Raw genomic sequence first — 22,913 nt, 5'->3', positions numbered from 1 at the left:
CTCCCGCCGAGGTAGAACGCGTGTAACGCCCACAGCGGTCCGGCGGGCAGGCTGAACACGTACACCGAGTGGACCAGGTTGCCGACGTTGGCCAGCACCAGGTTCGTCGCGCTGTAGGACGACAGATCCTTGCTGCGAAAGGCTTTGACCAGCATGGGCAGATAACTGGCGACGAAGATGACGGTCGAGACCGTCCCGGCGAGCAGCGCAACGTCGGACTGGGCTACCTCGGATGCGGACATGACGGACTCCCGTCCCGGGCGATGACGGTGATCGCCCGGGACGGGACGTACAGGCACCACAGATGTCGGTTCTTCATGCGTCCCCCCGCTGAGCTCTCGCCGCCGCTACCCGGCGGGTGCCGCTGCGGGCGAAGGGATGTCGGTGCTGTCGTTCGGGGCAGCCCCGAACAGCGCGCGGTGATCCCGGGCGAAGTCGGCGAAACTCCGTGCGCCCCGCCCGGTCAGCGCCGGCACCACATCTGTTGTCCGGGTCATGCTGCCCGCCCGCTGTGACCGGAAGACGCCCAGGATGAAGTCGACGACCATCTCCGGGAGTCCGGCGTCCAGCATCGCGCCGCGGGCCGCCTCGTCGGGGACGTTCACGTACTCGATCTCCCGGCCTGTGACAGCCGTCAGGTCCTGCGCGATCCGGGTGAACGTGATGGCCTCCGGACCGGTCACGGTGTAATCCACCGGCTGGTCGTCGTCCACGTGGCCGGTGAGGACGGCGGCAGCGACCGCGGCGAGATCACGCGGATCGAGGAAGGTGATCGCCGCATCACCGGCCGGTGCGAAGATCTTTCCCAGTTGCCGGACGGTGTCGGCGTACGCGAGCAGATTCGTCATGAACGTCCTCGGTCGCAACATCACCGACCGAACGCCGCTCCGCCGGTGGTGGTCCTCGATCTCGGCGTGCCAGCGGTCGAAGACCAACGGAGAATCCAGCGCCGGGCTCGGGCTGGACAGTTTGACGATCAGGCCGACGCCCGCATCGGCGGCGGCGTCGATCACGGCCGATTCGTACTCCACCTGGCCGGGCACGTTGCCGCAGGCCAGGAAAATCCGGTCGACACCCGTGACGGCGCGTTTGACCGATGCCCCATCGGCGAGATCGCCAATGCTCAGCTCGATGTCGGTGCCCAGCACGTGTGCGGCGCGACCGCGATCGCGCACGAACGCGCGGGTGGCCACTCCCTTTTCGGCGACTGCCCGCACCACCTGGGCGCCGACATTTCCGGTTGCTCCGGTCACCAGGACCTTCATCGGGTTTCTCCTTTGCTCGTGGGGATGTTCGCGTTGTGATGGAAGAAATTGGTCGGGTCGTACGTGTCCTTCAGGGCCGTCAGTCGGCCGAGCCGGTCACCGTAGGCCGAGCGGACACCGGCGTCGCCCTCGTCGGAGAGGAAACTGGCGAACTGACCACTGCTGTACGGCTGCAGGGCTTCCCAGCCGTGTCGCACCCAGTCCCGGTGACGTTCGGGCTCCGGATCAGCGGGCCGCCAGACGGCGACCATCCGCAGCTCGAAGCCGACCTCCCGGGGCCCGACCGCGGTGGCCTCCGCGTCGACCCGGCTGACCGCACCGCCGATCGCCCAGCCGTTCAGCAGTGACAGCGGCGAGGTGATCGACGCGGCCAGCGTCATGATGGTGTCGATCACCGGGTCGGAAAGGTCCGGCAGCTTGTGGGATCGCCAGTAGGCGGGGTTACCGGGGGATGCGCTGCCGTCGAGCATCGACTGCAGTGACCGGTAGGGGACCGGGGCGATCATCTCGCCGAGCGGGGTGCCGACGGCGCGGAGCGGGGCCAGGGCTTTCCGGCCGGCGGCGATGTCGCCGGACCACACGACCAGGAGTCCGAACACCGGTGTCCCATAGCTGTCGGCCGGCAGGAACGGCATCGGCGGGGCCAGGTTTGCGACGATCGCGATGCCCAGCTCGTCCGGCGCATACCTGGCGAACTCGCGGAGGAACCGCATCACCTCGGGCGCCTGGTCCAGCGGCCAGAAGATCGGTCCGCCGAGCACCAGCGGCCCGACCGGGTGGAGGTCGTACTCGAACGCCGTCGCGATGCCGAAGTTGCCGCCACCGCCGCGCAGCCCCCACAGCAGTTCCGGTTCGACCCCTTCGTCGACGTGCAGCATCTTGCCGTCAGCCGTGACAACGTCGACGGCGCGCAGGTTGTCGACGCTCAGTCCGTGGTGCCGCATCAGGTGACCGAAGCCGCCGCAGAGGGTGACCCCGGCGATCCCGGTCGAGCTGATCGAGCCGCCGGTGGTGGCCAGTCCGTACCGCTGGGTGGCCAGGTCCAGCTCCGACCAGAGCAATCCGCCGGCCGCCCGGACGACCCGCGCCGCTGGATCGACGGCGACCGCCTTGAGGGCGGACAGGTCGATCATCACGCCGTCGTCGCACACCGCGTGCCCGGACACCGAGTGCCCGCCACCGCGAACGGAGACAGTCAGGTCGCGGTCCCGCGCGAACCGCACGGCCTCCTGCACGTCGTCCGCCCCGGCGCACCGGGCGATCAGTGCAGGGCGTCTGTCGATCGCCCCGTTCCAGACCCGGCGGGCGTCGTCGTAGCCCTCTTCGCCCGGTCTGAGCAGCGCGCCACGGAAGCGGCCGCGCAGCACGCTGAATTCGTTGGTGTCCATCGCCGAGATCCCTGCCTCTTCTCGAGCCCGACTCTCGGGCCCGGAAAGAGGTTCGCCCAGGCAGCGTTCCGCGATCGTTCCGTCAGGCGTTCCCGACCGTTCGGGAGGCGGTCCCGGAGCGGTATCGATGCGCCGCTGCGGCCCAGAGCCGGCCCGGACCACCCAGTCGCAGCAGCTGATCGGCAGCGGCGGCGGCCTCTTCGGGATCGGGGACGGCGACCGCCGCTGCGAGTCGCAGGCGTTCCAGCATGGCCCGCAGGCCGGGTGCCGGCGGATGCGGACCGGCGTCGACCAGGGCGTCCCGGATCGCCCGCAGCCCCTCCTCGGGGCGGCCGTCCAGGACGCTGACGTACCCCAGGAGCGCGCGGGTGGCGACCCGGATCGGCGCCGCCTCATGATCGAGCCGGGCCAGCCTGCCGCTGTACTCGCGGATCCGCGCCTCGTCACCCATGTCGACTGCGAGCAGGACGGAAAACACCAGTGCCGCAGCGGTTGTCAAGGGGTGATCGATGACGTCGGCAAGGCCCAGCGCGGCGTCGCGCCGGGCCACCGCGCCGTCGGCGTCGCCGAGGAACCAGAGCGTGTTGCCGAGCCGGGCGAGCGACACCACGCCAGGGTCCTGCCCGTAGCGGAGCAGGTGAGCGGTGCGCTGTGCAGGGTCGTACCGCTCCAGCGCCCGCTCGAAGTGCCCACGCGCCGACGCAAGGTCCGCCTGCCAGAAGGCAGCCAGCCCCTGCAGGCAGGCGCCTTCAACTTCAAGGACATCATCGCCGTCACGCCTGCCGCGTTCGAGGAGTTCACCGGCGAATCGTTCGGCGTCGGCGAAGTCCTCCCGGGACAGCGCGGCGAACGCGAGCGACCACACCAGTGACGGAGCGAGCTCGCTGCCGAGAGCCTCGGCAAGATCGAGAGCCCGCTGCTGGGCGAGCGACAACCGTGACGACGCATACCCTTCCACCGACGCCAATGGGGCCGGCAGGGCTGTGAGAATCTTCAGCTCCCGGTTGTTCCGCTCCCGCGACGGGGGCAGGGTGGCCAGCAGCACACTCGCCCTGTCGAGCAGCCGGACGGCCTCGGTGTCGGCGGACAGCTGATGGGACGCTTCAGCGGCGCGCAGAAACCAGTCGACGGAATCGGCCGGCGCGCCACCCAGTTCGAAATGCGTTGCGATCTGCGCACTGACCGGGCCCGGCGCGTCTGCGGCCGTGAGTTCCAGAGCACGCGCGATCCGCCGGTGATGCTGCCGGCGGCGAATGGGGCTGACCCCGGCGTAGGCGACCGCGCGGATCTTGTCGTGGCTGAAGTCGTAGAGGTTGTCACCCTGTTCGCGGACGATCCGCCGTCGCCACAGCTCGTCGAGGCTCTCGACGACGGCGTCCTCGTTCCGGTCGGCCGCTGCGGTCAGCACGTCGACCGTGAAGTCCCGTCCGATGGCCGCCGCCACCCCGACCAGCTCCCGGGCAGGATCCGACAGCTGCGCGAGCCGCGACTCGATGACGGCCTGCACCTTCGGCGTGACGCTTCCACCACTCGGCCAGCCGGCCCTGACGGCCTCGACGACGAACAGCGGGTTGCCCTCCGTCTCACGCCACAACCGTTCCGCCGCAGGTGTTTGCGCGGTGGCTCCGGACAGTCGCGCGGCCAGGGACGCGGTGTCGTCCAGAGTCAGCCGGGTCAGCTCGATGGTGGAGAGCCGATCCATCCGGCTCAGAGCCCTTAGGAGATCGGCGAGTTCGTCGTGCACATCCTCAAACCGGGCGGTCGCCACCACCAGCATCCGTGCGCCGGCGCCCGTTCGCAGCAGGTAGTGCAGAAGCAGCAGCGTCTCCCGATCGCACCAGTGGATGTCATCAAGGATCAGCAGCAACGGGCGGCCGGCCGCGAGCACTGCCCGCGCGACGGCGTCGAACAGTGCATGCCGCAGGTCGTTCTCCGGCAGCGGGGCCGGTGCCGGAAGGTCGGGGATCTCGGCCAGCAACTCCGGCAGCAACCGCGCGAGCTCCACCAGGTGCGGTCTGGGAAGCGCAGGCAGGACGCCGCGCAGTGCCGCTGACCTCAGCCAGGCGGTGATCGGGCCGTACGCCAACGCACCCTCCGCCGCGTACGAACGGGCTCTGGCCGTGGCAGCGCCGCGGCGCGCGCACCACCCGCGAAGATCCTCGACCAGCCGGGTCTTGCCGATCCCGGCCTCGCCGCTGACCAGCACCAGCGATGCGCGGCCGGACTCCGCCGCTTTCCACACCGAGGTCAGCTGCGCGCGCTCCCGGCTCCGGCCCACGAACGGCGACGCAACGAGGGCAGGAGTGGCGGCGCCCGGCTTCTCCGTGGCGACCAACGCCTCATAGGCCTGCCGGGTCGCCGCTGACGGGGCGACACCGAGTTCCCGCTCCAGGGTCGAGGTGCAGGCGTGATACACCCGCAGCGCCCGAGCCCGATCGCCGCGTGCGGAGTGCAGCCTCATCAGCAGGCGGTAGGTGCTCTCGTCCAGCGGGTCGGCGATGAGCAACTGCTCCGCGTACGAAAGAGCCTGTGCGTCCTGGCCTGTCGCTTGCAGGAGCTCGACCAGTCGGCGGAGTGCCGCGACGAAGCGTCGGCGGATCTGCTCGCGCTCGGTCAGCAGCCAGTCGTCGTAGCACCCGGGGAGGAGCTCGCCCCGGTACAGCTCGACCGCCCGCTGCAGCTGTTCCGGGCCCTCACCCGTCTCGGCCAGGGCGGCGTCGAACTCGGCAACATCCAGCTCCCACGGTGCGTCCGCCCGCCAGTGCAGGGTCCGTGCCGTGACGTCCACGAACTGGTCGGCGTCGGGCAATGTTCTGCGCAGGATGTGCAAGACGTGCCGGAGGTTGGTGCGTGCCTGCGCGTCGGTGGTGTCGGGCCACAGCAGGACGGCCAGGTGCGCGCGTGGCTGCGGGGCGTCCCGGTGGAGGAGGAGGTAGGCGAGCAGCGACGTGGCCCTGCTCGAGTCGATTCGCAGCGGCGCCCCGTCGTCGGAGATCTCGACGGCCCCGAGCAGCCGGATCCGCAGCGCCATACCCGCAGTGTGGGCGGGGGTCGTCGGGACGGTCAATCGAGTTCATCGTCGGCGGCTGGCCCCGCTCTCCGGAGTCCGCCCCTGGTCCCGCGCTCTCAGAGCCCGCCCACTCTCAAAGCTCCCAGTACTCAGGGTCGCCGAGTCTCAATGTCGCCCCGCTGCAGGTCGAGTCGTCGACTCCGGCTCCGTCGGCCGCCATTTCACGACCGGAATCGACATCTGGATCCGGGTAGGACGCGGTGCGGGGTGCCGGTGTGGAGGTGCGGGGCGGGGCGGAAGTGGACATGTGCGGCGGGGCGCGGTGTGCAGGGTGACGAGATAGAGGGCGTGTCAGCGAAGCCGGCGGGCCCGGAGCACGATGTCGTCGGTGTGGTGCGCGCCGGCCCCGCCGTCGGGCGCGATCCGCGGGCGCTGTTCGTCGACCTCGACCTGCCAGTCGTTGTCCATCAGCTCAGCGACCATCGTGGGCCAGACGTAATCGGCCGGGTCGAAGGCGCCGTCCTCCGGGACGTGGGTGTCCATGCCGGCGTGGTGCACCAGCAGCAGCACACCGCCCGGTGCAACGGCCGCCAGCATCGCGCGCTCGGCCGCGTTGTCGGACGTCCGGAGCAGGGCCGGGTACTGCGCGGAGACCAGGTCGAATGACGCTGACGGGAGCGCTGCCTCCACCAGTCCCGCATGCACCCAGCGAATGGTGACACCGGCGTCCCGCGCGTGCGTCGCCGCCCGCTCCAGCGCCACCCCCGACACCTCGAGTGCCGTTACGTCCCATCCCCGGGATGCGAGCCAGATGGCGTCCGCACCTTCACCACAGCCGACATCCAGCACCCGGCCAGGCTTCAGACCGGCGACCTCCGTCACCAGGGCGCCGTTGGGCTGCCCGCTCCACAGCTGATCGCGGTCGAGGTAGCGACCGTCCCATTCCGCTTGCACCGCGGGGTCTCCGATGTACGGGTCGGCATTGCGAGAACGGTTGGACGCGGGTGAGTCTGCCTCGATGTCGTGGGTCACCCGGCAACTGTCGCCCATCGCAACCCGGCGGTGCCAGTCCTGTTGCTGGTTCGGCAACGTGGTTCGTTCTGAGAGCGGGCGACGAGAATCGAACTCGCGCTATCAGCTTGGGAAGCTGAAGTTCTGCCACTGAACTACGCCCGCGTAGGCCTGGCCACTATACCCAAGACGGCAGGAGTACCGGCTCGGCAGCGCGAGCGCACGCCGCACCCGACATCGGCCAGAGCCGGGGACAGCGACGCGCGTCAGGCCGCGGGGCGGTTCAGTTCGTCGACGTGCGTCAGGGTGTGGTGCTCGAGATCGGTGGCGTCCACCGTCGCGCTCACCAGCGGAACGCCGTCGAGGAACCGGTGCTGCAGGTGCAGCGCGCAGTCCACGCCCTGGCCGCAGGCCGGGCAGGGCAGGGTGACGTAGGTCTGTGGCGCGCGGTCCTGGGATTCCGGCACCCACAGGCAGTGGTGACGTTCGAAGCCGGCACGCTTGCCATGGAAATACGCAACCGGCAAGCCGACCAGAAGCATCGTCGCGAACACAATCTCGACCATGGCTCTCCCCTCGTCCGTGCGAGCACGGCGCTGCCGGGATCGCAGGCCACATTGACTTTTGTTCAGTGAACATCAGGGTGACCGAAAGGGCGCAGTCACACAACGCGACCTACGTCACTCTGGGTGCACGCCACCGGTCGTGCGAACGGCCGGCGGAATTATCGAGTGCCATATCAGCAGGGAAGGCCGCTCCAGCAACAGGTTTTCCCTGCTGACGTGGCTCTCGACGAACCGGGCAGGTGCTGGGGCCCGAGCCGGTGGGCGGGTGCTGGGACCTGAGCCGGCGGGCGGGGCTGAGACCAGAGCCGGTGGGCGGGTGGCGGGCCCGCGCTGGCGGGTGCGGAACGCCAGGTGATGGCGACCCGTGGACCCCGGACGCCCCGCACGGCCGCCGCCCCCCGCCCCGCACGGCCGCTGGCCGCCAGGCCCAGGCCTACCCAAATCCCGCAAGCGGCCGCATTAGGGTCTACCCATGCTGCTGTCCGACCGCGACCTGCTCGCCGAGATCGACGCCGGGTCCCTCGGGTTGGACCCGTTCGACGCCTCACTGATCCAGCCGTCCAGCATCGACGTCCGGCTGGACCGCTACTTCCGGGTCTTCAACAACTCCCGCTACACGCACATCGACCCGAAGGTGCAGCAGGACGACCTCACCACGCTGGTCGAGGTCGACGGCGACGATGCGTTCGTGCTGCACCCCGGGGAGTTCGTCCTCGGCTCGACGTTCGAGGGTGTCTCGCTGTCCGACTCGCTCGCCGGGCGCCTCGAGGGCAAGTCGTCACTCGGCAGGCTCGGACTCTTGACGCACTCCACCGCGGGATTCATCGACCCGGGGTTCAGCGGCCACATCACCCTGGAGCTGTCGAACGTGGCGAACCTGCCGATCACCCTGTGGCCGGGTATGAAGATCGGCCAGCTGTGCCTGTTCCGGCTCACGTCACCGGCGATGCACCCGTACGGCTCGGCGGAGTACGGCTCGCGCTACCAGGGGCAGCGCGGGCCGACCCCGTCACGGGCGCACCTGAACTTTCGGCAGGACGACACCCGCCGCTGACCCGGGTGGTCAGCCGATGCAAGGCGCTCAGCCGATGGGCGTCACGGAGATGTCCTCGACCGTGGCCTTCCCGGAGCCGAAGACCGACACGGCGTCGTCACCCTGGGCGGGGAACACCAGCGTGCTGAGCACGACGTCGCCGGCGAACACCTCGACGGTCGACCCGTCGGCGACGATCCGTACCGGGAGCTTCCCGTCGACCAGGCTGACCGGTGCCGCGGAGTTCGCGGAGAAGGTGTCGGTGAAGTCGGCCTTGCCGGCGGTGCTGCGGTCCACCTGCAGGACGCCGGACTCGGTGAAGTAGGAGATCCGGGTGCCGCGCTGGCCGGTGGTCGAGCCGAGAACGGTCACGCCGACGGCGGCGGCGTCACCGGGAACCAGGGTTGCCTGTACGGTCAGCGACGTGCCGTTGGCCTCGCTGTCGAGCTTGCGGTTGCCGCTGGTGACGACGGAATCCTCGGTGACCGCGGGACCCTTGGCATCCAACGCGGACGCGGTCTCGACCGGCAACTGCTGTGTCAGACGCGGGATCCCGCCGACGGTCTCGAGGGTCAGCTCACGGGGCAGCGACATCGTTCCGCGCCAGGCACCGGTGGGGGTGGAGGCGGCATAGGCCTGATTGCCCAGCGCGCCGAGGGCGATGCGCCGGCCGTCGGGTGCGTCGTTGTAGGTGGTCGCCGCGAACAGGTCCGGACCCCAGTCGAGCCAGGAGAAATTCTCCGTCGGCTGGACGGCACCCACACCTGCCGGGCCGGTGTGCTCGGCCTCGAACGAGGTTCCGTCGAAGGATCCGACGAAGTACTGGACGCCGGATCCGCCGGCGACCGCGCCCTGCGTGGTGCTGACCAGCATCACCCACTTGACGTCGTCGGCGTTGCCGTCCAGCGGGAGGGGGAAGAGGTCGGGGCTGTGCCAGCTCCCGGCCTGCGTCCCGGCGTTGCCGAAGGTGCTGATCGGCTCCCACGACTGAAGGTCGTAGGACCGGTACAGCTGCACGCGGTGCCCGTCGGGGTTGGCCGCCGTCATCACCCAGTAGTCGCCGGCCTCGTAGCGGAAGACCTTCGGGTCCTGCAGTCCCCAGGTGCCGTCCACGGTCCCGTTGCGCTGCCAGGTCGTTCCGCTGTCGGTGCTGTACGCCGTCCTGATGGAGGTCTCGCTGCCGGCGGTTGTCGAGTACACCGCCACCCATGGTGCGGTGCTGCCGTCGCCCAGTCCGGAGTCACCGGCGGTGTCCACGGCGATCGAGCCGGTCAGCACGTCGTCATCCCCGGCGGGCAGGGCAACCGGCTGATCCTTCCAGTGCACGAGGTCGGTGCTGGTCGCATGCGCCCAGTCCGACGGTCCGCCGTCGGCCGGGTCGACAGCGTCGACAGAGGCCTGGTGACGGTAGAACGCGTGGTACGTGCCGTCCTGGTGGACCAGTCCGCCCGGTGCCCCGGCAACGCCGGATTTCGGGGCGAGGTGGGCGACCGGATGCCAGCGCTCGGTGTCCGGAACCGCGGGTGCGCTGGTGGCGGTGGCGGACGAAGGCGACCACGAGGGCGACGCCGGGGCGGACGCCGCTGAACCGGTCGACGGGGCTGCAGCGCCCGCCCCAGGGGTGGCGGATTCGCCGGCGGTCCCGCAACCGGCGAGGAGGAGGGACGCGGCGGCGGACGCCGCGAACAGTCCCCGAGAACGGGAAGTCAGCACAGGAGTAACCACTTTCGGAAAGAGGCAGGCCACGTCGCGCCGGAACGCTGTCCGGTCGTGGCGTCGTCGCCCTTCCGTGGCCCTCGGATTCGGATTCAAGCTGTCGAAATCAAGGCCGTGCTCTGCCGATGCATCATCGGCAGTCATCTAGACGGTATGCGCCGCAACCGGGTTCCGGAAAAGCCATTTCAGGTGCCCGATATCACTCGGCGGCCCTCAACTGCGACGACGCCGGAGCGAACGCGGATGATGTGATCATCGGCACGGCTCCCCGGCACATCGACCCTAAGTTACCGGCCAGTAACCTTGTCGTATCGTTCCACCGGTCAGCGATCGTCTGGCCCTGCAGCATGACGAGAGGAACCCCCGATGACGTGGTGGTCGCTGACCCTCGGAGTGATCGCCGTCGGGTTCATCGTCGTGGGCTTCGGGATGTTGATCCGGGCCGGTGCGCAGATCTACCGGCACGTCCGGTTGGGTCAGCCGGATCCACACCGGGCGGCGCCGGTCGGGCAGCGCCTGGCGACCTTGCTGAAGGAGTCGCTGGGTCATACCCGGATGCTCAAGTGGGGTGTGGTCGGGGCCGCGCACTGGTTCGTGATGATCGGTTTCGGGGCGTTGTTCCTGACCCTGGTCGAGGCGGTGGGGGAGACGTTCTCCCCGTCGTTCGAGATCCCCTGGCTCGGAAATCAGGCCTGGTATGGGCTTTTCGTCGAGTTCATCGCGCTCACCACGGTGCTCGGGATCGGGACGTTGATCGTCATCCGGCAGCGCCAGCATCCGCGCCGGGTGGGCATCAAGTCCCGCTTCGCCGGCTCGAATTTCGCCCAGGCGTATTTCGTCGAGCTGATCATCCTGTCGATCGGAATCTGCATCTTCGGCATCCGCGGGTTCAAGTCCGCCAACGGCCTGCTGCCCTACCCGGCGTGGGCGGCGCCGATCTCGACCTGGCTGGGCAGCTGGTTGCCGGCCTGGCTCTGGGCGGTCAGTGTGGTCGCGCTGATCAAAGTGATCATCTCGATGGTGTGGGCGATCGTCGTCGCGCGGAACCTGTCGATGGGTGTGGCCTGGCACCGGTTCCTGGCGTTCTTCAACATCTACTTCAAGCGCGAGGACTCCGGCCGCACAGCGCTCGGCGCGCTCAAGCCGATGCTGTCCGGCGGTGAGGTGCTCGACCTGGACGAGGCCGACCCGGAGAAGGACACCTTCGGCGTCGGGCGGGTGGAGGACTTCTCCTGGAAGGGCTGGCTGGACTTCTCCACCTGCACCGAGTGCGGCCGCTGCCAGTCGCAGTGCCCGGCGTGGAACACCGCGAAGCCGTTGTCGCCGAAGCTGCTCGTGCTGTCGCTGCGGGATCACTCGTTCGCGAAGGCCCCGTACCTGCGGGCCGGCGGTGGGATCGACCCGGCCACCGGCGAGGAGAAGCTGTCCGAGTCCGACCTCGCGGCGTTCGCGCACGCCGACCCGCTGGCGATGCTGGAGGCGCAGCGACCGCTGATCGGCGGGCCGGAGCTGGACGATCAGGGCCGGAACATCGGCGGCATCATCGACCCCGAGGTGCTGTGGGACTGCACCAGTTGCGGGGCGTGCGTGGAGCAGTGCCCGGTCGACATCGAGCACGTCGACCACATCGTCGACATGCGCCGCTACCAGGTGATGATCGAATCGGAGTTTCCCTCCGAGCTCGGCGGGTTGTTCCGGAACCTGGAGAACAAGGGCAACCCGTGGGGGCAGAACCAGAAGGACCGGATGGAGTGGGCGAAGGACCTGCCGTTCGAGGTCCCGGTCGTCGCCGACACCATCGACCCGGACCACGAGTACCTGTTCTGGGTTGGTTGCGCGGGGGCGTTCGACGATCGCGGCAAGAAGACCACCAGGGCCGTCGCCGAGCTGATGCACATGGCCGCCGTCGGGTTCGCCGTCCTCGGCACCGGCGAGACCTGCACCGGTGACCCCGCTCGCCGGGCCGGGAACGAGTTCCTGTTCCAGATGCTCGCGCAGGCCACCGTCGAGACCATCAACGGGGCGTTCGGCGACCGGGCCACCCGCAAGATCGTCGTCACCTGCCCGCATTGCTTCAACACGCTGTCCAACGAATACGGCGACCTGGGCGGGCACTACGAGGTCATCCACCACACCCAGCTGCTGAACCGGCTGGTCCGGGATCGCCGGCTGATCGTGCAGAAGCCCGCCGACCGCGCCGCCAAGAAGGACGTCACCTACCACGACCCGTGCTACCTCGGCCGGCACAACAAGGTCTACACACCGCCGCGGGAACTGATCGAGGCCTCAGGGGTGACGCTCACCGAGATGCCCCGGAACTCCGCCAGGGCGCTGTGCTGCGGTGCCGGCGGCGCCCGGATGTGGATGGAAGAAAAGATCGGCAAACGGATCAACCTCGAACGCACCGACGAAGCGCTCGACACCGGAGCCGAGAAGATCCTCACCGGCTGCCCGTTCTGCAAGGTCATGCTCACCGACGGCCTCACCGCCCGTCAGGGCGAGACACCGACCGCCACCGGCAGGGACATCGCCGACGTCGAGGTGCTGGACGTCGCGCAGATGCTGCTCGCCGGCGTCAAGGGCGAGCGCTGATCGGCGGCGTCAGAAACGGCGCGTCAGAACGGCGCGTCAGACCAGCGCCTCAGAACCGGCGCGGGGTGCGCCCTGCGTGCTCAGCGCCGACGACAGCGCATCGAGTGCCGACGGCACGACCGTGAAATAGGCCCAGACACCGCGCTTCTCGCGGGTCAGCAAACCGGCGTCGGTCAGCACCTTGAGGTGATGCGAGACCGTCGGCTGACTCAGGCCCAGCGGCTCGGTGAGGTCGCAGACGCACGCCTCACCGCCCTCGTGGGCGGCGATCAGGGACAGCAGCCGGAGTCGCGCCGGGTCGGCGAGCGCCTTCAGGGTGTGCGCCAGCGCGACGGCGTCATCGGGGCTGAGTGATTCGCGGACGACCGGCGCGCAGCAGACAACGTCGACCAGGGGCAGTGCGGCGGGCGTCATACGACCAGTATGCCAAAGACATTGACAATCCTCGATGCCCGGGCTTCAATGGGAGCGAGACATAGACGTCCGTCGATATCAGGAGGTAGGCATGACAATGTCCGAGCGGGACATCCGCGAAGAGGTCCGGGATCGTTACGCGGCAGCGGCACTCACCGTCGTCGCCGGTAACGGGGCGAGCTGTTGCGGTCCGTCGGACGGACCGCAGACGAGCTGCTGCGGGCCGGCCGACGCCCTGTCGGCGATCGCCGACACCGACGAGGGGGACATCTTCGGGGCCGCCCTGTACACGCCGGGCGAAACCGACGGGCTGCCCGAGGAGGCGGTCCTCGCGTCCCTCGGCTGCGGGAACCCGCTGGCGGTCGCCGATCTGCGCGAGGGTGAGCGGGTCCTCGATCTGGGTTCCGGTGGCGGGATCGACGTCCTGCTGTCCGCGAAGCGGGTCGGCGCCACCGGTTTCGCCTACGGCCTGGACATGACCGACGAGATGCTGGCGCTCGCCCGCTCGAATGCGGCGAAGGCCGGCGCGAACAACGTGGAGTTCGTCAAGGGCACCATCGAGGACATCCCACTGCCGGACGGATCCATCGACGTGGTGATCTCGAACTGTGTCATCAACCTGTCGATCGACAAGCCCGCCGTCATCGCGGAGATGTTCAGGGTGCTGACACCGGGTGGGCGACTCGGCATCTCCGACGTCGTGGCCGAGGACGACCTGTCGCCCGCGGACCGGGCCGAGCGAGGCTCGTATGTCGGCTGCATCGCCGGTGCGCTGTCCCGCAGCGAGTACCTGGACGGCCTGACGGCGGCCGGCTTCGCCGACCCGGAGGTCGTCTTCACCCACGAGGCGGCACCGGGCATGCACGGCGCCGTCGTCCGGGCGGTCAAGCCGGTCGGCTGAGTTCTGGTGGAGGGGGGTCGGCCGTCTCCCGCTCGGGGATGATCGGGAGATGGTCCGCTCCGATGTCGCCGTTCTTGTCTACGACGGCGACTGCGCCTTCTGCCAGCGCTGCATCGATGTCGGGACCAGGGTGTTGCCGGAGCCGTTCCGGGCCGAGCCGTTCCAGTTCCTGCCGCTCACGGACCTCGGACTGACCACGCAGCAGGCCGCCCGCCAGGTGTGGTGGGTGCAACCCAGCGCACCCCCCAGAGGCGGCCACCGTGCCGTCGCCGCCCTGCTGCAGGTGCAGAACCGTTGGTGGTGGACCACTCTCGGTTGGGTCATCGACCGGCCGCCGGTGTCCTACCTCGCCGCCTGGGTCTACGCCGTCGTGGCGCGGAACCGGCATCGGCTGCCGGGTCGCACAGCCCAGTGCCGGGTGCCCGCCGGTCGCTGAACCGGGTCAGCCGGTCACCCGTGTGGGATGCTGCTCGGGGGCGGGCGGGGACGTGATGGTCACCATCGCGGTCGGCCCGATGACAGGGGTGTGACCGATGACGGTGAACCGAATTCGTCGTTGTGCGGCCGTCGTCCTGGCCGGCGTGCTCATCGCCACCGGGCTGCTGGGAACGCCACTCCCCTCCGCCCAGGCGGCCGGGACAACCGGTGCCGTGTCGACCGGTGCTGTTCCGACCGGCGCAGTGGCGACCGGTGCCGTCACGACCGCACCGCCGGTCGACGATCCGGGTGACCCTGTCCCCATTCCGCCCGGATTGACCGCGCTCGCCGAGCGGGGACCGGTCGAGGTGATCATGGCCGTCGACCCTGCCGTGGCCGTGCCGACCCAAATGACCGCTGAGAAGGCGGACGTGCTGGACGCGGCGGGACCCGGCGTCAGCACCGTCCGCGCCTACGACCAGCTGCCGGTGGAGCTGGTCAGGGCCGAATCGGCCGAGGCCCTGCGCTCGCTCGCGGCGACACCCGGCGTCCTCTCGCTGACCGCGCCGCGCAGATATCGGCTGACGGCCGACCCCGACCTGACGGTGATCCGGCAACCGGAGGCGCAGGCCGCGGGGTTCACCGGTGCGGGCTTCTCCGTCGCCGTCATCGATTCCGGCGTCGACGAACGCAGGACAGGCGTCGGAGCGGCGTTCGGCGACTGCTCCCGCGGCGTCGGCACTGGCACCTGCCGGATCGCCCGCTACACCGACATCGCCGGCTCGGGCCTGCGCGACTCCGATCCGAACGGGCACGGCACCAACGTCTCGGCGATCGTCGCGAAGACGGCGCCCGCGGCAAAGCTGTACGTCTACGGAGTCTTCGACGGCGATTTCGCGACCGACGAGGACGTCCTGAAGGCCCTCGACGACATCGCCCTCAACGGTCCTGCCCGGAAGATCCGGGCGGTCAACCTGAGCCTGGGCGACAGCTCGTTCAACACCTCGCCGTGCACCACCTCCGGGTACGCCGGAGTGTTCGGCCGGCTCCGGTCACTGGGCATCATCCCCGTCGTGTCCGCGGGCAATTCCGGCTACGACGCCGGAAACCGGGCCCGGCAGGGAGTCTCGAGCCCGGCGTGCACCCCCGGAGCGGTCAGTGTCGGCGCGACATACCCGGTTTCGGAGAGCGCTGCGATCAGCTGGGGCTTCGACCTGTGTACGGACGCCCGACCAGCGGCCGACACCGTCGCGTGCTTCTCGCAGACCGGTCCGACGCTCTCGATCCTCGCGCCGGGAGTGGAGGTCAAGGCTGCCGGGATCACCGAATCCGGGACGTCGCAAGCCGCCCCGCACGTCGCCGGCGCCGTCGCCGACGTCGCGAGCGCCGACCCCGCGCTGACCCCTGACGGGATCACCGATCTGCTGATCGGGACCGGGGCAGCGATCACCGATCCCCGGGACGGCAAGGTGCGCCGCCGGCTCGACATCGCCGCGGCCACCGGCGCCGCCGCTGCAGCCCGGCAGGTCACCGCGGCCGGGGCCTTCGTCGCGCTGCCGGCCCACCGGACGCTCGACACCCGGCAGTCCGGAGGGGCGCTGGCCGGTGGGTCCACCCGGTCGGTCCGCGTCGCCGGGGTGAGCGGCGTGCCGCGAACGGGTGTGGCAGCGGTTCTGGTCAACGTGACCGCGGTGACACCGACTACCAGGGGCTTCTTGACGGCGTGGGCGGCCGGCGCGCCGAAACCCGCGGTGTCCCAGCTGAGTTTCGCGGCCGGCCAGAACACCGCCGGGACCATGGTGGTCAAGGTCGGGACGGGCGGCGTGATCCAGCTGTTCGGCGGACTGCCCGGCCGCACGCATGTCCTGGTGGACGTCGCCGGGTACTTCCGCGCCGGGGCTCCGGTGCTCGGCGGCACGTTCGCCACCGTGACACCGTCGCGGATCCTCGACACCCGGACGTCGGGCGGACCGGTGGCCGGGACCGGAACGCGCATGGTGCAGGTCGCCGGCCGGGGTGGCATCCCGGCGGGAGCGAGTGCGGTGGTGGCCACGCTCACCGCGGTGTCCCCGACGTCGTCGGGGCATCTCGACGCCTGGGGTGGCGGCGCCCAGCCGAAGGTATCGACCCTCAACTTCTCGTCGGGGCAGAACCGGTCCAACCTGGTGATGCTGCCGATCCCGGCCGGGCAGCTCAAGGTGTTCAACGCAACCAGCCGACCGGTCCACCTGCTGCTCGACGTGGCCGGTTACTACCTGGCCGGCACCGCCACCGCCCCCGGGACGTTCGTCGCCCTGCCGACACCGGTGAGGTTGGTGGACACCCGCAGGACGACCGGCGCCGTTGCGCGCGGGAGCACCACCGCAGTCACGATTGCCGGGCGGGCGGGCATTCCGGCGACGGCGGTGTCCGCGGTCGCCGGGAATGTGACGGCGGTACTGCCGGCATCCGGTGGGCATCTGATCGTGTGGCCGTTCGGGTCGTCCAAGGCGGCTGTGTCGAACGTCAACTTCGTGGCCGGCCAGACGATCGCCAACTCGTTCGTCTCCCGGCTCGGATCCGCGGGCAGGCTGGCCGTGTTCAACGGGTCCGTTGGGTCCACGCAGTTCCTGGTCGACGCCGTGGGGTACTACCGGGGGCCCTGAGCGACCCGACCCAGAAGGTCCGCGAGCTGACGGCGCTCCGCGTCGTTCAGCACATCGAACATCCCTGCGCCGGCCTGCATGCGCGCCTTGGACATCTCCTCCTGGACGGCGACCCCGCGCCCGGTGAGCGCCACGAGGACCGACCGCCGATTTGACGGGTCGACCGTCCGGCGCACCATCCCGGTCGACTCCAGGGCATCGACCAGGCCGGTGGCCGAGCGCGGGACCACCCCGAGAGTCGCTGCCAGCTCACCCATCCGGATGGGCTCGGCGGCCTTGGCGATGATCCGGAGTGCGCGGCTCTGCGCCGGCGTCAGATCCTGCGGCAGGGTCTCCATGGCGGCCCGCCGGATCCGGTGGGCGACGCGCATCACCCGCTCGGTCAGTTCGGCCGCGCTGACCTCTTCGGCGCTGAGCTTCTCGGCGCTGTCTTTCTTGGGGCTGTCCTTCTCGGCGCTGTCTTCTTCGGCGCTGGCTACTGAGGGGCTGACCTCGTCGGTGCCGTCGGCCGCGGTGCCGGCGCTGTCCGAGCCGTCGGTCGGACCGGCGTCGCTCACCGGCGGTGGTGAATCTGCTGCCATCGCTTCCACTTCCTGTGACGCACTGCATACTGCAGCCTATTGTGAGGGAGCCTCACAGTGAGGCATACTCACTATAACAACTTCAGAGAGGAGGCGCCATATGTCGTCACCCATCACAGACCCGGCGCCCATATCCACCGGCCGGCCCCGCCGGCCCGCCATTTCACGAATTGCCAACTCCTCCGCAGCAGCCGATACCCGTCTCATCACGAAGGTCTCGGCCGGGCCCGGCCGCCCCGGTGAGCTCCGCCGCATCGTCGGCCTGTTCTCCGAGCACCGCGGCCGGCTGGTCTTCGTCGCCATCCTGATCGTCGCTTCGGCCCTGATCTCGGTCGCCTCGCCGTTCCTGCTGCGCGAGATGCTCGATGTCTCCCTGCCCACCCGGGACACCGTGCTGACCGCGCTCCTCGCCGGCGGCATGGTGGCCATCGCGATCAGCACAACGGCGCTCGACGTCGTGCAGTCGCGGCAGTCGACCATCGTCGGCCAGTCGGTGATGCACCGGCTGCGCACGGCGGTGTACACGCACTTGCAGCGACTCTCGCTCGGCTTCTACACCCGGACCCGCACCGGCGAGATCCAGTCCCGGATCGCCGGCGACATCGGCTCCATGCAGGCCACCGTCACCAGCACGGTCACCAGCGTCGTGTCGTCCGGGACCACCGTCATCGCAACGCTTGTCGCGATGCTGGCGCTGGACTGGAAGCTGACCCTCGTCTCCCTCGTGCTGGTGCCGATCTTCGTGCTGATCTCCAGGAAGGTCGGCGGCATGCGCCGCGCAATCGCCACCACCCGCCAGGAGCGGATGGCCGATCTGTCCAGTCAGGTATCGGAGTCGCTGTCGGTCTCGGGCATCCTGCTCACCAAGACGATGGGCCGCAGCGGCGCGCTCGGCGAACGGTTCGCCGGTACCTCCGAGGACCTGGCCGATCTCGAGGTCCGGTCCGCGATGACGGGCCGCTGGCGGCAGTCCAGCATCGGCATCATCGTCTCGATCCTGCCGGCCGCCATCTACCTGGCCGCGGGAATCAGCATCTCCGGAACGACCGGTCCGGTGTCGATCGGCACCCTGGTCGCCTTCACCGCCCTGCAGGCGCAGCTGTTCAGGCCGATGGTCTCGCTGCTGCGGACCGGCGTCGACATGCAGACCTCGCTCGCGATGTTCCGGCGGGTGTTCGACTACCTCGACCAGCCGGTCGACATCGACGAGCCGGCCGCGCCGCGCGCGCTGCCCGCCGGCCGGGGCGAGTTGCGGTTCGCCGACGTGACATTCGGCTACCCGGGCACCGGAACGGACACGTTGTCGCAGGTCGACCTGACGGTCCCGGCCGGCTCCCATGTGGCTGTCGTCGGGTCCACCGGTTCGGGTAAGACGACGCTGGGCTACCTCGCCGCCCGGCTCTACGACCCGACCGACGGGGCTGTCCTCCTGGACGGAGTCGACCTGCGCGAACTCGGGCTGACCGATCTCGCCTCCGTCATCGGCGTCGTGTCACAGGAGGCCTACCTGCTGCATGCGTCCATCGCGGACAACCTGCGCTTCGGGCGCGACGACGCCACCGACGAGGAGATCGAGGCCGCAGCAGGGGCCGCGCAGATCCACGATCTGATCACCTCGCTGCCGCAGGGTTACGACACGGTTGTCGGTGAACGCGGCTACCGCTTCTCCGGCGGCGAGAAGCAGCGACTCGCCATCGCGCGGATGATCCTGCGCAATCCGCCGGTGCTCGTGCTCGACGAGGCCACCAGCGCGCTGGACACCAGGACGGAGGCGGCCGTCACCGCCGCGCTCGCCGACCTGTTCGAGGGTAGGACGACGCTGACCATCGCGCACCGGCTCTCGACGGTCCGGGACGCCGACGTGATCGTCGTGATGGACCGCGGACGCATCGTGGAAACCGGCTCGCACGACGAGTTGATGGCGGCCGGTGGCCGATACGCAGCGCTCGTCCGCCGCGACGTGCTCACGGCGAACGCCACCCCGACCGCCCTGACGGGTGACGGCGGGCCGGCGCCGGAATACGCGGATCTGGCCGCCTGACGACGGTCACACGCTCCACCGCTCAGGGTCATCCCGGAGGGGTGGAGCTTTGCGGTCTGCGACAGTGATCGGGTGGAGATCGGAATCCTCGGGCCGCTCGAGGTGCGGACGGGCGGCCGTGCCGTGCCGATCACCGGATCCCGTTTGCGGGCGCTGATCACCCGGCTGGCCCTGGACGCGCCGTCGGTCGTGTCCACGGATGCACTCATCGCCGCGGTCTGGCCCGCCGGTCCGCCCGCTGAGCCGACCAACGCGCTGCAGTCGCTGATCTCCAGGACCAGAAAGGCGATCGGTGAATCGACTGCGGTGCAGCAGGTTCCGGGCGGGTACCGGCTGGCGGTCGATCGCGCGGATGTCGACGCCGCCCTGTTCGAGGAGCTGATCGCTGCCGGTCGTCGGGAACTCCGGGGCGGCGAGCTCCACCCGGCCCGGACCACCTTCGGCAGCGCCCTGTCGCTGTGGCGTGGGGCCGCCCTGACCGACGCGGGCGACGCCTCCTACGCCGCTGCGCCGGCCACCCGGCTCGCCGAGCTGCAGCGGGAGGCGATGGCCGATCTGATCGAGGCCGAACTCCGGCTCGGCAGAGCGGTCGACGTCCTCACCGACATCGAGACGCTCGCGGCGGCCAACCCGTTGCGGGAACGGTTCACGGCCTTGCTGATCCGCGCGCTGGTGGCGACCGGGCGAACGGCGGAGGCGCTGGCTGCCTATCAACGGCTGCGGCAACAGCTCGCCGACGAACTCGGCGTCGACCCGGGAGCCGAGCTACAGGAACTGCACCTTGCGGTGCTCCGCGGCGAGATGCCGTCCGGTGCAACGAACCTCGCTGTCTTGGATCGTGCCTTGGAGCGCGGGCCGACTCACCGGCGCAGCAACCTGCGAGCCGCTTTGACCAGCTTCATCGGCCGCGAGGACGAGGTCAGCCGGGTGACCACGCTGCTCGGCACCGCGAGATTGGTCACTCTCGTCGGGCCGGGTGGGGCGGGCAAGACAAGGCTGGCCACCGAGATCGGCAGGCAATGGCTGCCGCGCCGCTCGGACGGGGTGTGGATGGTCGAGCTCGCACCTGTCTCGGACGAAACAGCCGTCGCGCAGGCGATGCTCGGGGCCCTCGGTCAGCTCGACACTCGTGCGGTGGACCGGCGGGCCGATCGGCACGTGCGCCCCTCGGCGGAGCAGTTGCTCGATGTGCTGGCCGACTCCGACTGCCTGCTCGTCGTGGACAACTGCGAGCACCTGATCGGGCCCATCGCGGCGCTGGTCGACCAGGTGCTGGCCCGGTGTCCCGATGTCTTGATCGTCGCGACGAGCCGCGAGCCGCTCGGGATCGGCGGGGAGGCACTCTGCGTCCTGCCACCGCTCGGGCTGCCGCCGGTCGGAGTCGCCGCGAAGGACGCGATCGGATACCAGTCGGTGCAGCTGTTCGTCGACCGCGCACAGGCTGTCAGTGCCGGCTTCACCCTCGATGCGGGCGCGGTCGGCCCCGTCTGCGACATCGTCGGCCGGCTCGACGGATTGCCGCTGGCCATCGAACTTGCCGCCGCGAAGTTGCGGGTGATGCCGGTCGCGGAGATCGCCGCCCGGTTGTCCGACCGGTTCAGGTTGCTCACCGGTGGGAGCCGTACCGCCCTCCCGCGGCACCGGACACTGCGGGCCGTGGTGGAGTGGAGTTGGGATCTTCTCTCGCCGGACGAGCGGCTCCTGGCGGAACGGCTCGCGGTGTTCCCTGCGGGGGCGACGCTCGCCTCGGCGGTCGCGGTGTGCGCCGACGAGCAGCTTTCCGGCGAGGCCATCAGCGACCTGTTGTCGTCGCTGGTCGACAAGTCGCTGCTGGTGATCATCGACGGCCGTTCGACCCGTTACCGGATGCTCGAGACGATCCGCGAGTACGGCATCGACCGACTGGCGGAACGGGGGGAGGCGAGGGCCGCTCGCACCGCACATGCCCGGCACTTCGCCGCCGTCACCGAGCAGGCGGACCCGGTGTTGCGGCAGGCGGGGCAGCTGGCCGCGATCGCCACCTTGGTGGCCGAGCGGGACAACGTCCTCGCCGCCCTGGGATTTCTCGCCGACTCCGAGGACCCCGCCGACCGCGCCGCGTCGCTCGACCTGGTGCTGTCGCTGACCTGGTTCTGGACGATGATCGGCGGGGCCAACTCGGACGCCGCCGAGTGGCTCGGCCGGGCGCTCGCCGCGACCGAGGGCACGGATCACCCCGGCCGGGTGTGGGCGCGCGCAGCCAGAGCGGTCACCTCGATGTTCGGCGGCGCCGCCGAGATCACGGACGTGCCGAAGCTGCAGGCCGAACTCGCCGCGCTGGCCGGGGAACTCGGCGCGGCCGGCCCGCCGCCGATCTCGTCGCTGGCCGTGCTGGAACCGATGCTGGCCTACTTCGGGGGCGACATCCCGACAGCGGAGGCGGCGATGGAGCGGATCCTCCGGTCGCCGGACCGGTGGCTCCGCGGGGCAGCCAGGATCAACCGTGCCTGGTTCGCCGAGAACGAGGGCGACATCCCATCCTGGCGGGCCGACGTCGATGCGGCCTACGACGATTTCGACCGGATCGAGGACCGGTGGGGGCTGTCCTCCGTGCTGTCCGCCCGGGCCACGTTGCGGGCACAGGACGGTGACATCGCCGGCGCCATCGCCGACAACGAGCTCGCCTGGAAGCTGGCGGCCGAACTCGGGTCCACCGACGACACCCTGCTGGTGCAGGTGCGGCTGGCCGGCCTGTACCTGCGGGCGGGCGAGGTGACGACGGCCAGGCGCATCATCGACGGGGTCAGGGAACAGTTCGCGGGGCATTCCCACGGACTCGAGCGCGGGATGTTCGTCGACGGGGTGCTGCTCGCCGTCGAATTGATGGATGGAGACCTGGTCACCGCCAGCGAGCTGGCGGCCGAGCTTCGCGAACGGCTCACGAGTCAGCCACCGGGCATTCTGCTGTCCCATGCGGCGGCCGTCGTCGGTGCCACCACCGCGGCCGTCGCACTGCGCTGCGGGGACCTCGAGTTGGCGTCCGCGGACCTGGCCGGCAGCTACCCGCTGGCGATCACCACGGGTGACATGCCGATCGTCGCAGCGGTTGGCGTGAGCGTGGCGTCCCTTGCCTCGGCGCTCGGCCGGCCGGCCGACGCGGCCGCGATCCTCGGTGCGGCCGCCCGGCTGCGCGGCAGCGTCGACCGCTCGGATCCCCTGGTCGCGGAGCTGACCGACCGTCTGAGGGATGAGTTGGGTGAGCAGTTCGACGCGGCTTTCGACGCGGGCCGGGCCCTGGACCGGCCGTCGGCGATCGGTCGGATCGACCCGGCCCTGCTGGTGGCCGACCACTGA

At 70.0% G+C, this 22,913-nt stretch carries 15 protein-coding genes and 1 tRNA gene; 7 read left to right on the top strand and 9 right to left on the bottom strand.

Features of this window, described 5'->3' with window-relative positions; all coding sequences use genetic code 11:
• Nucleotides 1–347: 347 nt before the first annotated feature.
• The 6 genes from ACVBEQ_RS09035 to ACVBEQ_RS09010 form a co-directional block, all read right to left on the bottom strand.
• Nucleotides 348–1,265: an NmrA family NAD(P)-binding protein gene (locus tag ACVBEQ_RS09035; protein ID WP_447152597.1), complete on the bottom strand. Its 918-nt coding sequence runs from the start codon at nt 1,263–1,265 to the stop codon at nt 348–350.
• Nucleotides 1,262–2,653 carry an FAD-binding oxidoreductase gene (locus ACVBEQ_RS09030; RefSeq protein ID WP_447152596.1) on the bottom strand — a complete coding sequence of 464 codons (1,392 nt, stop codon included), beginning with the start codon at nt 2,651–2,653 and terminating at the stop codon, nt 1,262–1,264. Before ACVBEQ_RS09030 ends, ACVBEQ_RS09035 begins: the two co-directional genes overlap by 4 nt.
• Before the next feature lie 82 nt (nt 2,654–2,735).
• Complete coding sequence (locus tag ACVBEQ_RS09025; protein WP_447152595.1) at nt 2,736–5,684, bottom strand: ATP-binding protein; 2,949 nt, start codon at nt 5,682–5,684, stop codon at nt 2,736–2,738.
• A 330-nt stretch (nt 5,685–6,014) separates the two neighbouring features.
• The gene (locus ACVBEQ_RS09020) at nt 6,015–6,713 is read right to left on the bottom strand and encodes a class I SAM-dependent methyltransferase (RefSeq protein ID WP_447152700.1); all 699 of its coding nucleotides are present in this window, start codon (nt 6,711–6,713) and stop codon (nt 6,015–6,017) included.
• 55 nt (nt 6,714–6,768) lie between these two features.
• Nucleotides 6,769–6,839 (bottom strand) — tRNA-Gly (locus tag ACVBEQ_RS09015).
• 101 nt (nt 6,840–6,940) lie between these two features.
• Nucleotides 6,941–7,240 carry a hypothetical protein gene (locus ACVBEQ_RS09010; protein WP_447152594.1) on the bottom strand — a complete coding sequence of 100 codons (300 nt, stop codon included), beginning with the start codon at nt 7,238–7,240 and terminating at the stop codon, nt 6,941–6,943.
• A gap of 472 nt (nt 7,241–7,712) precedes the next feature.
• Between ACVBEQ_RS09010 and dcd the strand changes: the two genes are divergently transcribed.
• Nucleotides 7,713–8,294 carry a dCTP deaminase gene (dcd, locus tag ACVBEQ_RS09005; RefSeq protein WP_447152593.1) on the top strand — a complete coding sequence of 194 codons (582 nt, stop codon included), beginning with the start codon at nt 7,713–7,715 and terminating at the stop codon, nt 8,292–8,294.
• Nucleotides 8,295–8,321: 27 nt separating this feature from the next.
• Here dcd and ACVBEQ_RS09000 read toward each other — a convergent pair whose 3' ends face one another.
• Complete coding sequence (locus ACVBEQ_RS09000; protein WP_447152592.1) at nt 8,322–9,986, bottom strand: glycoside hydrolase family 32 protein; 1,665 nt, start codon at nt 9,984–9,986, stop codon at nt 8,322–8,324.
• A 369-nt stretch (nt 9,987–10,355) separates the two neighbouring features.
• Between ACVBEQ_RS09000 and ACVBEQ_RS08995 the strand changes: the two genes are divergently transcribed.
• On the top strand, nt 10,356–12,581 hold the full coding sequence (locus ACVBEQ_RS08995; protein ID WP_447152591.1) for a (Fe-S)-binding protein: 2,226 nt from the start codon (nt 10,356–10,358) through the stop codon (nt 12,579–12,581).
• Nucleotides 12,582–12,617: 36 nt separating this feature from the next.
• Here the strand turns inward: ACVBEQ_RS08995 and ACVBEQ_RS08990 are convergent, their stop codons facing one another.
• The gene (locus tag ACVBEQ_RS08990) at nt 12,618–12,995 is read right to left on the bottom strand and encodes a metalloregulator ArsR/SmtB family transcription factor (RefSeq protein WP_447152590.1); all 378 of its coding nucleotides are present in this window, start codon (nt 12,993–12,995) and stop codon (nt 12,618–12,620) included.
• A 91-nt stretch (nt 12,996–13,086) separates the two neighbouring features.
• Between ACVBEQ_RS08990 and arsM the strand changes: the two genes are divergently transcribed.
• From arsM to ACVBEQ_RS08975, 3 genes are all read left to right on the top strand, one after another.
• A complete protein-coding gene (arsM, locus tag ACVBEQ_RS08985; protein WP_447152589.1) occupies nt 13,087–13,896 on the top strand; it encodes an arsenite methyltransferase in 810 nt (269 codons plus the stop codon).
• A gap of 49 nt (nt 13,897–13,945) precedes the next feature.
• On the top strand, nt 13,946–14,332 hold the full coding sequence (locus ACVBEQ_RS08980) for a thiol-disulfide oxidoreductase DCC family protein (RefSeq protein ID WP_447152588.1): 387 nt from the start codon (nt 13,946–13,948) through the stop codon (nt 14,330–14,332).
• Nucleotides 14,333–14,429: 97 nt separating this feature from the next.
• Nucleotides 14,430–16,958, top strand: coding sequence for a S8 family serine peptidase (locus tag ACVBEQ_RS08975; RefSeq protein WP_447152587.1), 2,529 nt, complete (start codon nt 14,430–14,432; stop codon nt 16,956–16,958).
• Here ACVBEQ_RS08975 and ACVBEQ_RS08970 read toward each other — a convergent pair.
• The gene (locus tag ACVBEQ_RS08970) at nt 16,943–17,539 is read right to left on the bottom strand and encodes a MarR family winged helix-turn-helix transcriptional regulator (protein ID WP_447152586.1); all 597 of its coding nucleotides are present in this window, start codon (nt 17,537–17,539) and stop codon (nt 16,943–16,945) included. The two genes, ACVBEQ_RS08975 and ACVBEQ_RS08970, sit on opposite strands and share 16 nt — an antisense overlap.
• Nucleotides 17,540–17,639: 100 nt before the next feature.
• Between ACVBEQ_RS08970 and ACVBEQ_RS08965 the strand changes: the two genes are divergently transcribed.
• Entirely contained in the window at nt 17,640–19,580 is a 1,941-nt protein-coding gene (locus ACVBEQ_RS08965) for an ABC transporter ATP-binding protein (protein WP_447152585.1), read from the top strand.
• Nucleotides 19,581–19,652: 72 nt separating this feature from the next.
• Nucleotides 19,653–22,913 carry a BTAD domain-containing putative transcriptional regulator gene (locus tag ACVBEQ_RS08960; protein ID WP_447152584.1) on the top strand — a complete coding sequence of 1,087 codons (3,261 nt, stop codon included), beginning with the start codon at nt 19,653–19,655 and terminating at the stop codon, nt 22,911–22,913.

The organism is Nakamurella sp. GG22 (assembly GCF_052976845.2).
The sequence above is the reverse complement of the archived record's forward strand: the minus strand, read 5'-3'. Positions and strand labels throughout refer to the sequence as shown.

What these genes read in the sequence shown, in the direction of transcription:
- ACVBEQ_RS09035 (WP_447152597.1), bottom strand. Translation starts at nt 1,265, where the DNA reads ATGAAGGTCCTGGTGACCGGAGCAACCGGAAATGTCGGCGCCCAGGTG.
- ACVBEQ_RS09030 (WP_447152596.1), bottom strand. Translation starts at nt 2,653, where the DNA reads ATGGACACCAACGAATTCAGCGTGCTGCGCGGCCGCTTCCGTGGCGCG.
- ACVBEQ_RS09025 (WP_447152595.1), bottom strand. Translation starts at nt 5,684, where the DNA reads ATGGCGCTGCGGATCCGGCTGCTCGGGGCCGTCGAGATCTCCGACGAC.
- ACVBEQ_RS09020 (WP_447152700.1), bottom strand. Translation starts at nt 6,713, where the DNA reads ATGGGCGACAGTTGCCGGGTGACCCACGACATCGAGGCAGACTCACCC.
- ACVBEQ_RS09010 (WP_447152594.1), bottom strand. Translation starts at nt 7,240, where the DNA reads ATGGTCGAGATTGTGTTCGCGACGATGCTTCTGGTCGGCTTGCCGGTT.
- dcd (WP_447152593.1), top strand. Translation starts at nt 7,713, where the DNA reads ATGCTGCTGTCCGACCGCGACCTGCTCGCCGAGATCGACGCCGGGTCC.
- ACVBEQ_RS08995 (WP_447152591.1), top strand. Translation starts at nt 10,356, where the DNA reads ATGACGTGGTGGTCGCTGACCCTCGGAGTGATCGCCGTCGGGTTCATC.
- ACVBEQ_RS08990 (WP_447152590.1), bottom strand. Translation starts at nt 12,995, where the DNA reads ATGACGCCCGCCGCACTGCCCCTGGTCGACGTTGTCTGCTGCGCGCCG.
- arsM (WP_447152589.1), top strand. Translation starts at nt 13,087, where the DNA reads ATGACAATGTCCGAGCGGGACATCCGCGAAGAGGTCCGGGATCGTTAC.
- ACVBEQ_RS08980 (WP_447152588.1), top strand. Translation starts at nt 13,946, where the DNA reads ATGGTCCGCTCCGATGTCGCCGTTCTTGTCTACGACGGCGACTGCGCC.
- ACVBEQ_RS08975 (WP_447152587.1), top strand. Translation starts at nt 14,430, where the DNA reads ATGACGGTGAACCGAATTCGTCGTTGTGCGGCCGTCGTCCTGGCCGGC.
- ACVBEQ_RS08970 (WP_447152586.1), bottom strand. Translation starts at nt 17,539, where the DNA reads ATGGCAGCAGATTCACCACCGCCGGTGAGCGACGCCGGTCCGACCGAC.
- ACVBEQ_RS08965 (WP_447152585.1), top strand. Translation starts at nt 17,640, where the DNA reads ATGTCGTCACCCATCACAGACCCGGCGCCCATATCCACCGGCCGGCCC.